Here is a 13,870-nt window from a genome sequence, read left to right as displayed (position 1 = left end):
CACCTGAACGGCCTTTCCTCCTGCACAGACGGTCGGAAAGACAAAGGTTTTCAAAGCGACCATGTCGGTGAAACTCGAACCTGGTCGTCACATTGGACTCATTGCAGCTTTGACTGCTCGTTTGCGTTCGCGTGCACGTGCACGTTCGCGGGGGCGGGTGGCTTGATTGGAGAGCTTTTATGGACCGCAACACATTCGGCAATTTGCTTCGGTTGACCACCTTTGGCGAGTCACACGGCCGCGCGCTTGGCGCGATTGTCGACGGTGTGCCCGCCGGGGTGGAACTGTCGCCCGACGATCTGGTGCCCCAACTCATGCGCCGTCGGCCCGGCCAATCGAAGATCACCACCGCGCGCGACGAGAAGGACGCGCCCGACATCTTGAGCGGCGTCTTCGAGGGCAAGACCTTGGGCACGCCCATCTGCGTGATCATCTGGAACAAGGACCAGCGCAGCCGCGACTACGACCCGAAGTTCTTTCGGGCGGGCCACGCCGACCGCACCTGGGAGGAGAAGTTCGGCCACCGCGACTACCGCGGCGGCGGGCGCGCCTCCGGGCGTGAGACGGCCGCGCGGGTCATCGGCGGGGCCATCGCCGAGAAGATGTTGCCCGACGAGGTCTCCATCGTCGGCTTTACCCGCCAAATCGGCGAGCATCGCGCCCAAGACGTGCCCGAGGACCTCGATCGCGATCGCGTCGATCAACACGCCACGCGCTGCCCCGACCTCGAGGTCGCCGCGCGCATCGAAGAGGAGTTGCTCGCGTGCAAAGAGCAGGGCGACTCGCGCGGCGGCATCGTCGAGTTGTGGATCGACGGGTTGCCGATTGGTCTGGGCGAGCCGGTCTTCCGCAAGATCAAAAACACCCTCGCCAACGCCATGATGAGCGTGGGCGCCGTCGTCGGCTGCACGCTGGGCGACGCCGCCGAAGACAGCACCAAGTCGGGCTTCGACTTCCACGCCGGCAAGAGCGGCTACGGCCCCGAGGCCGGCATCAGCCCGTCGGCCAACGGCATCCAGGGCGGCATCTCCAACGGTCAACGCATCCGCCTGCTCACCTACTTCAAGCCGGCGAGCACCGTCGGCGAGATGTCCAAAAAGGGCCGCCACGACCCGTGCATCGTCCCGCGGGCGATCCCCGTGCTCGAGTCGATGGCCGCGCTCGTGCTCGCCGACCACTTCTTGGAGTTTCAGCTGAATCGGCTCCAGGATCTCGACCGCTTTTGAGCGTGCGCCGCTCATCTGCAAGGCCAACTCTATAGCCTAACCACTGTTCCCGTCAGAAGCCTCCGGTCTGGCCGTCAGGAACTCGCGGCCGCGTTCCATCATCTCGACGAAAGCCTCTTCGTCGCCGTTGGCGACCGTCTCGCGTAAATGTGCGACCGAGTCGGCGAGGGCGGCGAGGGTTTCGTCGGAGTAGGGGTTGAACGCCTGGATTTCGAAGTAGAGGTAGGGGTTTTCGCGGGCGACCTCGCCGGCGACGCCGACTTGGCGGGCGAAGGTGGTGCTGGAGACCTCGTCGAGGCGCTCGGCGCGGGGGCCGCTTTGGGCAAGGGCGTCGCCGAAGGCAATGTTGAGCGCGTGCGAGAGGCCCAGGACGAACGCCATGGCGCGGTCGTGCTGCTCGAGCTTCATTTCGGCTTTGGCGGCCATCGTGTCGTCGAATAGCGCGCGGGCGGCGTCGAGGGCTTGGCGGTCGCCCAGGTCGATGAAGATGACGTGGGATCCCGACAAGAGTTCGGTCGAGGGGCCGAACATCGGGTGGACCGAGGTGGTCGACACGCCCGCGGCGACGAGGGCTTCGAGGCCGGGGCGCACCGGCTCTTTGACCGAGCTGATGTCGAGCACCACGCCCGAGGGGGCGCGCTCGGCGAGCTCGAGCAGGACGCGGTTGGTCGCGCGGATCGGGGCGGCGACGACGATCATGTAGAAATCGTCGAGGTCAAGGGCTTGCCAGTCGTCGACATTCTCGAAGCCGTCGACCGAGCCGGCCGGGTCGGCGATGGTGACGTTGTAGCCCTGCGCGTCCAAGAAGTCGGCGAACCACTTTCCCATGCGCCCGGCGCCGCCGATCAAGAGTACCGGCCGCCCTCCGCCGGTGCCGCGCTGCTCGAGGCGGTCGCGCTCCTGGACGGTCAGCGAGGCCTGGATGAGCTGGCGAAAGAGCGCAGCGGCCAGGTCAGGGTCGAGCCCGAGGTCGTCGGCCAAGCCCCGGGCTCGCTCGATGACGACCTTCTCGCGACCGAAGTCGCGCGTGCCGCGGCCCATCTTTTGTTTGACCTGGCCGATCTCTTCGACGAGCGCTTGGCGCTTTTGCACCAAGCGCAGGAACTGCTCGTCGATCTCGTTGAGTTGTTCGCGCAGTTCGTCGAGTTTGGTCATGTCGTCAAATACGCCGTCAGTAGCTCCACGGTCGCCTTCAGATCATCCTTGTGGATGGTCTCGGTGATCGTGTGGATGTAGCGTGTCGGGACGCTCAGCGTGATCGCCTTCGAGCCGCTTCGCGCGCGCTGCAGGGCCGCGGCGTCGGTGCCGCCCAGCGGCAGAATCTCGTACTGGTGGTTGATCTCGTTGGCCTCGGCGAGCTCGATGAACTCGTCGACGAGCTCTTTGTGGCTGACCGTGTACGAGTCCATGATCTTGATGGCCACGCCGTCACCCAGGTTGGTGATCTCGTGCTCGTCGGGCACGCCGGGCGTGTCGACGGCGAGGGTGGTGTCGATGGCGATGCCGATATCGGGATCGATCTCGTAGCTCGAGGTCGTCGCGCCGCGGATGCCGATCTCTTCCTGAACGGTAAACACCACGTAGACGTCGTAGTCGGTCTTGGCGTCGGCGAGCTGCTCGAGCACGCGGATGCCCACCCAGCAGGCCACGCGGTTGTCGAGGCATTTGCCGCTGGCCAGGTTGCCCATCTCGATGAACTCGGCGACGAGCGTGACCGGGTCGCCGGGGCGCACGCGGCCTTCGAGCTCCTCTTTGGACAGGCCGGTGTCGACGAAAAACTCGTGCATCTTCGGGATCTTCTTGCGCTCTTCGGCGTCCGAGATGTGGATCGGCTTTCCGCCCGGGTTCAGGTTGCCGATGATCTCCTCGCCGTCGCGCGTCTGGATGCGCACGCGGCGGGCGAAGAGGTTGCGGTTGTCGAAGCCGCCCAGGTGCTGCAGCCGAATGAAGCCGTCGTCGTCGATCTTGCGCACGTAAAACGCAATTTCGTCCATGTGGCAGGCGAGCATGACCTTTTGGGCATCTGTGCCTTCGCCGTCGCCCGAGGGTTTGACGCGGCAGATCAGGTTGCCCATTGCGTCGACGCGCACCTCGTCGGCGAGGCCGTCGACCTTGCTTTTGATGAAGTCACGGACTTTTTCTTCGCGACCGGGCGCGCCCGGTAGTTCGGAGAGGGTTTTGAGGAGATCCATTGGCAACTGCTCCGGGGGTGTGAGTGTTGAAACGCTGGGGCGTTTTTAGATCAGGTGCTGACTTGCTGTCGAGCATCTCTCCTCTCTACCCGTTCCCGAACAGCCGTGCAGTTGAGCAGTGCGTAGTCTCCTCTCCGCCCGCAGCGAAGCAAGGGAAGGAGAGGATTAAGGAGAGGCGTCCTCTTCCGTGAAGCGAAGCGAAACGGAGGAGGATACAGGAGGAGGAAAACAGAGCACAAAAACAAAAATTGCCTCCAGAACCCTACCAGACCTCAACTTCGTAAGATCCCACGCAACAAATCCTCAATTTTGCTGAAAACCGTAATGAAGCAGGCAAAGGGCGTGGCGCGCGAAGAGTATCTCGAGCGTGAGCACGGTGTTGAAGTTATCCGCTTCACCAATGAGGAGGTGATGGAGGATACGCGTGCGGTGCTGGAGGAGATTTGGAAGGTATGTTCGGTGAAGTAGTTGGTGGCTTTGGGGCCTCTCCCTGTGTCCCTCTCCACTCCGTTTCACTACGTGGAAAGGGAGGCCTCTCCTTAGTCCTCTCCTCCCTTCACTTCGTTTCGGGGGAGAGGAGACATGCAGCGTGTCGAATGTTGGAGGCTAGTAGCGCCCCCGCGCCCGTTCCTTCGCCGGCAGGATCTCCACACACGTCGTCCACCACCCGGTGAGCACCGTCTCGACGAACTCGTCGGGCAAGCCCTCGTCTTGCATCTCGCGGGCGAGGCGCTCGTGGTCGTAGGCGACCTCGTGGAGCTCGACGTCGACGCGGTCGTCGAACACGTCGACGATCGCGTAGTCGACGGTGGTCTTGCCGTTATTCGCCGGCCGGCCGATCGCGCCCACGTTGACCACCTGCTTGCCGCTGGGAAGCGTGCGCTGCCACGGGATGCCGGTGTGGGTCACGAACAGCAGGTCCGCCTCGGCCTCGACGAGCAGGTGCTCCAAAAAGGCGTCGGGTGAACTCGACTCCCACAAAAACTCGTTGGTGCGCCGGGGCGAGCCGTGCGCCATGAGCACGCGGCGGCCGGCCCAGTCGCGCCTGAACTCGGTGGGCAGGTCGCGCAGCCAGTCTTTGTTGTCGTCGGCGGTATTCTCGAAGGTGTACTCGTACGAGATCTCGGCGAAGTGGTTGTCGCGCGGGTCCGAGTAGCCGCAGGCGCAGTCGTCGAGGCGGTTGCCGATGGAGTGGTCGTAGTTGCCCTGCATGACGAGCAGGTCGTCGGCGCCGCGCAAGATCGGAAAGACGCGGTCGGGGTGCGGGCCGAAGCCGCCCATATCGCCCAAACAGTAGATCTCTTGGGCGCCTCTTTGGCGCGCGTCGTCCAGGGTGGCTTCGAGGCTCAAATAGTTGTTGTAGACGCCGCCGAAGACGGCGATTTTGGTCAGGTGCTGCACGTTACCCCCTCCACATGACACGTATAACAAGCCTGATGCCGCAACTCGATGGCCTGGAGGCCATCTTCGAGCTCCTGACCCATCAACGCGTCGTCATACTCGATCAGAATCGGGCACGGATACACGCCCTTCGACGTCACCATCCGGCAACTCGAGCACTGCAATTGCTCGGCCTCGTCGGGCAGCAGGTCGCCTTCGACCAACCGCTCCCACTCTTCATAGCCGCCGCCGCGGCGCTCCTCGCGGCCGATCTTGAATGGCGCCAGGAACTTGAGCCGCGGCTGCTCGACGCCGCGCGATCGCACGAACTCGTAGAACTTGCGGCGGCCCTCTTCGCCGCCGCTTCCGGCGTGGCAGGTCGTGACGGTGATCACCGGGTTGAGCCCGGCGGCGTAGAGCCGCTCGATGCTGGCGATGATCTTCTCGAAGGTGCCGCGGCCTCGAAGCGCGTCGTTCTCCGACTTGGTCGTCCCGTCGAGCGAGACGCGCAGATCGAAGCTGTAGCGCGAGTTGCGGAAGGTCTGGGCCAGCCAGTCGGCCATCTCCTCGTCGATGAGGATGCCGTTGGTCAGCACCGTCAGCGGGCCGTGCTCCAGCGTCAGCTCGATCATCTCTTGGATGTCGTCGTGCAAAAACGGCTCGCCGCCGGTGAAGTAGTAGTCCTTGGTGCCCTGGGCGGCGGCGGTCTCGACCGCGCGGCGCACCGCTTCGACCGACATGTAGTCGTGGCTGTCGTTTTTGGGGCCGCACGAGATGAAGCAGTGCAGGCACGCCAAGTTGCACAACGTACCGGTGACCTGCAGCCACAACGTGTCGAGGTGGTCCAACTCGAGGGTGGGCGGCGGCTTGTGAGCGCGCTCGGTGGCGTGCTCTTTGAGGTATTCGAAGTTGAGTTCCATACGGACGCGCTAGCTGTGGAGTGGCGCTTGCTCGAATAAGACGTCGAGCGGGGGAGCAGAGATTCAGATTTGAGGATTCGAGACGACGACCCGACGAGCTGCGACCCTTCCCGAGGGTGCGCTCGTCGAGTGCGCCCGAAGACGTACTCGACTATGCTTACCCCCGGTGACGAGTTCAAATCAAAACCTGAATCGGACTCGATTCGTATCCGTCACCGGGGGAAGCAAACTCGGGCGCGCCTCGCGCGAACGAGGAAGCGCCCCCGGAAGGTACAGCCTGCGACAACTCCCCAGCTCACAACCTTTTCTTTGCCGTCCCACCCACATCCCCTTATACTAGATACTAACATCTGAGCATCAACAGCAGCCGTCCTCCGAGATAGCACGGACGCGAATCTTGGACATATATATGAAGAAGTTTTTTGCACCCACCGACTCCGCCTTCTCACGGGCCGCGCTCACCCTCTGTGTGATCGCGCTGCTCACTTCTGTGGCGTCGAGCGCGTTCGGGCAATCGAGCCCCTCGGAAGAACCCGCGCCGGACGCCGGCTCCGAGGTCGCCGTTCCCAAAAGCGTGCCCGAGGCCGACGGCGTGGCAGAAGCCGACTCGAAGACGCTGCCGGAGGTCGACGAGCTGGTCGAGGCGCCCGAAGACGAACCCGCTGCGGTCGAGGCGCACGCCGGCGAAGACGTCGAGCCTGCCGAGGTCGACCCCGAGGACGACACGAGTTGGCGCATCAAGCCGTCGGGCCAGCCGCCTATCCAGGTGCGCCGCGCCGTCGAGCAGGTGACCGGCTCGGCGACGCGTGTAGCCGCGGCAATCTCCGGCGACGGCGCCGCGGCGAAGACGCCCGAGGAGCAGTCGGTCGAGCGCCGCGTGATCGAGCGTGGCGGCAAGCTCGACGAGTTCAAGACCAAGATCAATTTCACCCAGCTCAAGCGTATCGCCGGCCAGATGCTGACCGCCGGCGGCGGCGACCAGCTCGTGCTCACGCCGTATGTGAGCGACCCGCGCTGGGTCGAGGCGATGCAGCTCCTCAAAGACGACGACTGCGAAGATGCCCACACGCTCGCCACCGAGATCGTCGGCGAGCCCGAGATGCACAAGGAGGGCGAGCCGGCGATCCGCTACGCGTTGGCGCGCATCCAGATGTGCACCAAGGAGCACGAGGCGGCGGGTAAGAAGACGCTCAAAGAACTCGCCAAGGCCAAAGACAGCGTCGTCGCCGAGCTCGCTCGACGTCGGCTCGGGCTTCCGGCCGGCAAGGACTCCAGCGAGAAAGACGAGGGTCTGTACCTTCGTGACCGCATCAACCAGGCCAAACGCCTGGCTCGCAAGGGCAAGGTCGACGAGGCGCTTCAAGATCTCGACACCCTCGACGAAGAGCAGACGCGCTGGTGGCACAAGTACCAGGTGCGCTCGGCGCAGGTCGAGATTCTTGAGCGCGCCGGCCGGCTCAAGGACGCTGCCCGCAAGATGCTCGGCATATATAGGGTCGCGCGCGACTGGAATATCGGCGACGCCATCGAAGATCGGCTCGAGCGCATTCAGAAGCGCGCCGGCGTCGAGGTGCTCACGTTCGGTGAGCGCGTCGACCGCATGCGCGACTTGATCGCGCGCGGTCGCTACCGCAAGGCGCGCGAGGTCTCCATCGAGAACGCCAAGCTTCGCGGTGTGAGCGGCAACGAGATCAAAGGGTGGAGCTTCTATCGCCGCGCCCTCCAGGAGGAGCGCCAGCGTGACCGCGAGAAGGCCGCCGAGATGTTCGAGCAGGCCGAGAAGCTCGTCAAAGACGACGCGATCCGCCCGCGACTGTATTTCGGCTGGGCCCGCGCGCTTCGCCGGCTCGACCGCGACACCGAGGCGATCAAGCTCTACAGGCGCCTGTGCGACGAATACCCGCGCCACCACCTGTGCGACGACGCCTACTTCGAGGCGGGTCGTTTGAGCCAGTACCTGGGCAAGCACGACGACGCGCGCGACAACTTCGCGTTGGTCGTCGGCCTCTTTCCCTTCAGCGAGCACGTGCCTCAAGCGTTGTGGCGAGGCGCCTTTAGCGCCTACCTGATGGAAGATTACGAGGCGATGCAGAGCCCGCTCGAGCAGATCGTTGCGTTCTACGGCGACGAGCAGGACGCCTCCGAGCTGACGATCGGCCTCAAAGCCCAGTATTGGCTGGGCGTCGCCAAGCTCAAGGCCGGTGACAAAGAGGGCGCTCGGGTCGCTCTGCAAAAGGCGATCGATAAGGGACCGCTGACCTGGTACGGCCGCCTGGCGGTCGCGCGCATGGAAAAGGCGGGCTTCGAGGCGCGCGTCAGTATCCCGCACTCGACACTGGCAGCCACCGAGCTCAAAGACTTGTCGACGCTTCGCGTGCCGCGCGACGAGCGCCTCGAGGTCGCCGCCGCCTACAGCCGGCTCGGCCTGTACGACGACGCGATCAGCGAGCTTCGCGAGCAGGTCTCCATCTATCCGGTGCCCGAGCACGCCCACGAGTTTATGGCCGCGGTCTACCTGGCCGACGACCAGCCGAACTACGCGCACTGGATCATGAAGAAGCATATCGACGAGACCGGCCCCGGCTACCACAACCTGCGCGAGTGGGGCGTGGCCTTTCCGACCGACTTCATGGAACTCGCCCACAAATACGGCGCGAAATACGGCGTCTCGCCGTTTTTGGTCCAGGCGATCATCCGCCAGGAGAGCGGCTTCCGCCCCGGCGTGAGCAGCTACGCCGGCGCCATGGGCCTGATGCAGCTGATGCCCGGCACCGCCCGCTACACCCAGCGTCAGTTCCTTCAGCAGGGCGGCCACCTGTCGCGCTCCGAGATCGTGCGCCCCGAGACCAACGTCAAGCTGGGCACGATGTATATCCGCATCCACACCGCGTTCGCCGCCGACCAGATTCCGCTGGCCTTGGCCGGCTACAACGCCGGTCCCGCCCCGCTCGAGTCGTGGTTCGAGCGCTACGGCGAGCGCGAGCTCGACGCGTGGGTCGAGTCGATCACCTACCGCGAGGCGCGCGGCTACGTGCGCAAGGTCTTCACGAGCTACGTGACCTACGCCGGGCTGTACGGCAGCGGCGAGCTGCCCAAGATCTCGCTCGAGATGCCCGAGAAGTTGCGGGAGTGGGGTGATGTGCCCGAGGTCGATCGCGTGGAGGAGGGTGAGCCGGTGTCGTGGGTTTTGGATTGATTTCTCTTGGAGCCCTTGGGCGGAATCCCCCCTTTGATAACCCCCTGCGAAGCGAAGCGGAGCTGGGGGAATACCAAAACTTGCTCCGCCCTCCCATTTTTGCTAGTTTCCCCTCCAGTTGAAGCACATAAGCGACAACATACGGCTAGAAACCCACGTTTCTTGACCAACCGGTTAATTTTCGATTGATGCAGACCGGCAGTTTTTCGACTTCTGGAGGAGTTCGATGCTTAAGAAGAATCTGATTGGCTTGATGGCGCTGGCGCTTTGCGCCGGCTTGTCGCTCACCGCTTGTGGCGATGACGACACCAACGATAGCAACAACACCAACAACCAGGCCGACACTGGCACCGAAGACGCCGGTACCGAAGACGGCGGCGATATGGACGCCGACGATGGCGGCGACATGGACGCCGACCAGGGCTGCACCTCGGACGACGACTGCGCCGACGGCGAGGTGTGCGACACCAACACCGGCATGTGCGTGGCAGGAGCCACCGGCTGCGACCTGACCGGCGACGATCGACCGGCACGTTGCGACCAGGGCTTCGACGATACCGAATTCGGTCCGGGTTCGCTCGTAACCTCCTTCCAGGTCGCCGGTCGCTCCGTGGGCGGCCAGACCGACCCGGAGTGCTGCTTCGACTACACCCCGGACGACGGCAACGACGGCCCCGACAACGCGCTCGGCGCCACGCTGCTCGACTTCGGCCAGCTCGAGAGCATCAACCAGAGCCTGACCGACAGCATCGCTGACGGCAGCCTCATCCTGATCTTCGAACACGACGGTCTGACGGACCTGAGCGCCGGCGAAGAGTACGCCGCCAACTTCTGGTTGGGTGAGGACGCTGGTGACGGCACCTACCTCATCGACCCGGCCAGCATCGACCAGGGTACCTTCCCTCAGGCGCGCGTGCCGAACGCGACCATCAACGGCGACCAGTTCTCGGCCGGCCCGGGCGTCGTCCAGCTGAGCATCGACCTGCTGGGCACCCCGCTGTCGCTTCGCATCAGCAACGCCCAGCTCGAGGCCACGATCGACGACACCGATCTGAGCGACGGCGTGACCATGACCGACGGCAAGCTCGGCGGCGTGGTCAAGGTTTCCGACATCCTCGACGGCCTGAACGGCTTCGCCAGCACCTGCACCTGCATGGGTCTGGAAGGCGACGACCTCATCTCGTACGACCCGTCGGACATCGCCGGCACCGCCACCTGCAACGCCGGCGCGCCTGAAGGCGACGCCTGTGAGCAGGCCGGTGAAGGCACTTGCGGCACCATCGCCTCGAACTGCGACACCCTCGTGGGCGTCCTTCCGTTCCTGGCCGACATCGACACCGACGGCGACGGCTCGGCCGACGCTGTCAGCATCGGTGCCAAGTTCGAAACCACCGGCGCGACCTTCAGCGGTATCGCCACCGCTGAGTAAGTGTTAGTCGATAGGCTACTTCGGTAGCTTGTTGAGACCCGGCGCCCTTTTGGGGCGCCGGGTTTTTTGTTGTACGACCCCACGCTTGCCCCTCACCAACGCTCACGCTATAAGACCCACGATCGACCCAAAACGCTGCACCGAGCAGCCAAACCGAAACCCCGAACAACCCATGCTCTTCCAAGACCTCATCCTCACCCTCCAGAAGTTCTGGGCCGACCAGGGTTGCGTGTTGCAGCAGCCTTGGGACGTCGAGAAAGGCGCCGGTACCTACAACGAGGCGACGTTTTTGCGCGCGCTGGGCCCCGAGCCCTGGAAGGTGGCCTACGTCGAGCCGTGTCGTCGACCCACCGACGGTCGCTACGGTGAGAACCCCAACCGCATGGGCGCTTACTTCCAGTTCCAGGTGTTGTTGAAGCCGAGCCCGGACAACGTGCTCGACCTGTATTGGGAGAGCCTTGCGGCCATCGGGATCGACAAGATGGAGCACGACTTGCGCCTGGTCGAAGACGACTGGGAGCAGCCCACCTTGGGCGCCTGGGGCTTGGGTTGGGAGGTCTGGATCGACGGCATGGAGGCCACCCAGTTCACTTACTTCCAGCAAGTGGGCGGCATCGAGCTGCACCCGGTCCCGGCCGAGATTACCTACGGTCTCGAGCGTATCGCCATGTTCCTGCAGGGTGTCGACAGCGTCTACGACCTGGAGTGGGCGCCGGGCGTGAGCTACGGGCAGATCCGCCACCAGGAAGAGGTCGAGTTCAGCCACTTCCACTTCGAGCAGGCCGACAACGCGCTGCACTTCGAGTGGTTCGACCAGTACGAGGGCGAGGCCAAGCGCCTGATGGAGCACGGGCTGATTTTGCCAGCCTACGACTACATCATGAAGGCGAGCCACACGTTCAATATCCTCGACGCCCGCGGCGCCATCAGCGTGACCGAGCGCCAAAAATATATCCGGCGCATCCGATCGCTGGCGCGCATGGTTGCCCAGGGGTTCGTCGAGCAGCGTAAGGAGCTCGGCTACCCGTTGTTGCCGCGCGAGGAAGCAGAGAAGTTGTTGGCTGAAGACGCAGACGAGTGAAGCCTTCAGGAATCGAGGCGCTATTTTAGCGGCCAAACTACAATTTGAGGGTCGTGTTATCGAAGTAGGTCGGTTCTCGAAGCCGCGAATCGCGACCACCGGTCAATTCGCAGCCCTCAAATCGTAGTTTGTCTGCCCAAATAGCGCGCCGAAACCCAGCAAGGCCGCCACCTTTGAACATACAGACGATCAAACCCATGCAATTAATCTTCGAAATTGGCGCAGAGGAACTCCCCGCAAGCTTCTGCGAGCCGGCGCTCACGCAAATCGAACAAAAGTTCCGCGAGCGCGCCGACGAGCTGCGCATCAGCTTCGACAGCGCGCGCACCGTGTCGACGCCGCGTCGCCTGACGCTTCTGGTCGACGGATTGGCCGAGAAGCAGTCCGACCTCGAGGAGGAGCGCACCGGCCCGCCCGCCAACATCGCCTTCAAAGACGGTGAGCCGACCAAGGCCGCCGAGGGCTTCGCGCGCGGCCAGGGCGTCGACGTGAGTGACCTCTACACGGTCGACACCGACAAGGGCGAGTATATCGCGGCCAAGGTCTTCGAAGAGGGCCAGCCGACCGCCGAGCTCCTGCCCGAGCTGCTCGAAGAGATCATCAACGGTCTGGGCTTTCCGAAGTCGATGCGTTGGGCGGATCGCACCGAGCGCTTCGCGCGTCCGGTGCGCTGGATTCTGGCGGTCGCCGGCGGCGAGACCGTGCCGGTCACCTACGCCGGCGTGGAGAGCTCGAACACCACCCGCGGCCACCGCTTCGCGGCGCCGGAATCGTTCGAGGTCTCGAGCATCGACGACTACCTGGACGGACTGCGCGAGGCGCACGTCATCGCCGACCCCGCCGAGCGTCGCGAGACCATCGAGAAGCGCCTGGCCGAGATCGCCGAGGATATCGGCGGCACGCTCGTCCAAGACCCGGCGCTGGTCGACGAGGTGGCCTTCCTCATCGAGGAGCCGCACGCCATCGCCATCAAGTTCGGCGACGAGTATCTCGAGCTTCCCGACGAGGTGCTCATCTCGTCGATGCGCTCGCACCAGCGCTACTTCAGCATCGCCGACGAAGAGGGCGACTCGCTCATCTCGGTGTGCGGGGTCATCTACAACACCCCGGTGCGCACCCCCGAGCAGGTCTACGACGGCAACCTTCGCGTGTTGAAGGCGCGCCTCGATGACGCGCGCTTCTTCTGGGACAAGGACCTCAAGACCCCGCTCGATGCGCTCGTCGACAAGCTCGACGACGTCGTCTGGCTCAAGAAGTTGGGCTCGATGAAGGACCGCAGCGAGCGCATGTCGAAGCTCGCCGGCGCCATCGCCAACGAGCTCGGCTTGGGCGAGCACGTGCACACCGCCGCCGAGCGGGGCGCGCTGTTGAGCAAGGCCGATCTGCTGACCGACATGGTCGGTGAGTTCCCCGACCTGCAGGGTGTGATGGGCCGCGAGTACGCGCTCGCCCACGACGAGGACGCCGACGTCGCCCACGCGATCTACGAGCAGTACCTGCCCAAAGGCGCCGAGGACGACACCCCGGCGACGCCGGCGGGCGCCGCGGTGGCGCTGGCCGAGAAGATCGACGCGCTCACCGGCACGTTCGGCATCGGGCTCATACCGACGAGTACGTCCGACCCGTACGCCCTTCGCCGCGCGGCGCTGGGTGTCATCCGCATCTTGCAGGAGCGCGAGTACAGCATCGGCTTGTCGCGTCTGTTCGAGCTGTCGGTGGAGACCTACGAGGAGCTGAGCCCCGGCGTGCTCGAAAAGGACCACGCCGAGTTGGTCGACGAAGTCGTCGACTTTGCGGCCACGCGCCTCAAGTACCAGCTCACCGACGAGTACCCGACAGACGTGGTCGACGCGGTACTCGCCGCGAACAAAGATGACGTGTTGAGCGTCCAGGACCGCGTCGCTGCGCTCGCCGAGCTTCGCGACGAGCCCGACTTCGAGCCGTTGGCCATCGGGTTCAAACGCGTGGTCAACATCTTGCGCAAGCAGGCCGAAGAGCAGGCCGAGCTCGCCGAGAGCGTCGACGCCGAGCTGCTCGAAGAGGAGCAAGAGCGCGCGCTTCACGAGGCATGGCAAGAGGCGGCCGGCGAGGTCGACTCAGCGCTCGCCGAGCGCGATTGGCGCCGCGCCTGCGGCACGCTCATCGGCCTCAAAGCCCCGGTCGACGACTTCTTCGACAACGTGATGGTGATGGCCGAAGACGAGAAGCTTCGGCAGAACCGCATCGCGCTGTTGGATGAGTTGCGCGAGCTGTTTATGAAAGTGGCGGATATTTCGAAGATTCAGGCGTGATGGAGGAGGAGTGGGGGCTGAGGGGTGTTGCTTTGCGGCGCCCCCCATCCGCCTCGCGCTAAACCGCGCGCTCGGCACCTTCCCCCAGGGGAAGGGCTGCCTTAGCGCGCCTGAACCACGTAGCTTTTCGCAACAGCATCCCTTCCCCTGGGGGA

10 protein-coding genes are annotated in these 13,870 nt (G+C 64.3%); 6 read left to right on the top strand and 4 right to left on the bottom strand.

Features of this window, described 5'->3' with window-relative positions:
• The first annotated feature begins 179 nt into the window (after window positions 1-179).
• Complete coding sequence (gene aroC, locus FIV42_RS09125) at window positions 180-1,226, top strand: chorismate synthase (RefSeq protein ID WP_141197380.1); 1,047 nt, start codon at window positions 180-182, stop codon at window positions 1,224-1,226.
• Between the two features lie 36 nt (window positions 1,227-1,262).
• On the opposite strand, the gene FIV42_RS09120 is transcribed toward aroC, so the two are convergent.
• On the bottom strand, window positions 1,263-2,381 hold the full coding sequence (locus FIV42_RS09120; protein ID WP_141197379.1) for a prephenate dehydrogenase/arogenate dehydrogenase family protein: 1,119 nt from the start codon (window positions 2,379-2,381) through the stop codon (window positions 1,263-1,265).
• Window positions 2,378-3,418, bottom strand: a complete 1,041-nt coding sequence (locus FIV42_RS09115) for a M42 family metallopeptidase (protein ID WP_141197378.1) — start codon at window positions 3,416-3,418, stop codon at window positions 2,378-2,380. The genes FIV42_RS09120 and FIV42_RS09115 overlap by 4 nt, the downstream gene beginning before the upstream one ends.
• A gap of 324 nt (window positions 3,419-3,742) precedes the next feature.
• On the opposite strand from FIV42_RS09115, the gene FIV42_RS09110 reads away from it, so the two are divergent.
• The gene (locus FIV42_RS09110; protein ID WP_141197377.1) at window positions 3,743-3,886 is read left to right on the top strand and encodes a DUF559 domain-containing protein; all 144 of its coding nucleotides are present in this window, start codon (window positions 3,743-3,745) and stop codon (window positions 3,884-3,886) included.
• A 138-nt stretch (window positions 3,887-4,024) separates the two neighbouring features.
• On the opposite strand, the gene FIV42_RS09105 is transcribed toward FIV42_RS09110, so the two are convergent.
• Window positions 4,025-4,819, bottom strand: coding sequence for a metallophosphoesterase family protein (locus FIV42_RS09105; RefSeq protein ID WP_141197376.1), 795 nt, complete (start codon window positions 4,817-4,819; stop codon window positions 4,025-4,027).
• Complete coding sequence (locus tag FIV42_RS09100; RefSeq protein ID WP_141197375.1) at window positions 4,807-5,718, bottom strand: radical SAM protein; 912 nt, start codon at window positions 5,716-5,718, stop codon at window positions 4,807-4,809. The genes FIV42_RS09105 and FIV42_RS09100 overlap by 13 nt, the downstream gene beginning before the upstream one ends.
• 409 nt (window positions 5,719-6,127) lie before the next feature.
• Here FIV42_RS09100 and FIV42_RS09095 point away from each other — a divergent pair, with 409 nt between their 5' ends.
• The 4 genes from FIV42_RS09095 (at window position 6,128) to glyS (ending at window position 13,715) form a co-directional block, all read left to right on the top strand.
• Window positions 6,128-8,914, top strand: coding sequence for a lytic transglycosylase domain-containing protein (locus tag FIV42_RS09095; RefSeq protein ID WP_141197374.1), 2,787 nt, complete (start codon window positions 6,128-6,130; stop codon window positions 8,912-8,914).
• Between the two features lie 226 nt (window positions 8,915-9,140).
• Complete coding sequence (locus FIV42_RS09090; RefSeq protein ID WP_141197373.1) at window positions 9,141-10,343, top strand: hypothetical protein; 1,203 nt, start codon at window positions 9,141-9,143, stop codon at window positions 10,341-10,343.
• 172 nt (window positions 10,344-10,515) lie between these two features.
• On the top strand, window positions 10,516-11,424 hold the full coding sequence (gene glyQ, locus FIV42_RS09085) for a glycine--tRNA ligase subunit alpha (RefSeq protein ID WP_141197372.1): 909 nt from the start codon (window positions 10,516-10,518) through the stop codon (window positions 11,422-11,424).
• Window positions 11,425-11,621: 197 nt separating this feature from the next.
• Complete coding sequence (gene glyS, locus FIV42_RS09080) at window positions 11,622-13,715, top strand: glycine--tRNA ligase subunit beta (protein ID WP_141197371.1); 2,094 nt, start codon at window positions 11,622-11,624, stop codon at window positions 13,713-13,715.
• The last annotated feature ends 155 nt before the right edge of the window (window positions 13,716-13,870 follow it).

Origin of the sequence: Persicimonas caeni, from assembly GCF_006517175.1 — a bacterium.
GTDB lineage: Bacteria > Myxococcota_A > Bradymonadia > Bradymonadales > Bradymonadaceae > Persicimonas > Persicimonas caeni.
Note: the sequence above shows the minus strand (reverse complement) of the source record. Positions and strands in the feature narration are given on the sequence as shown.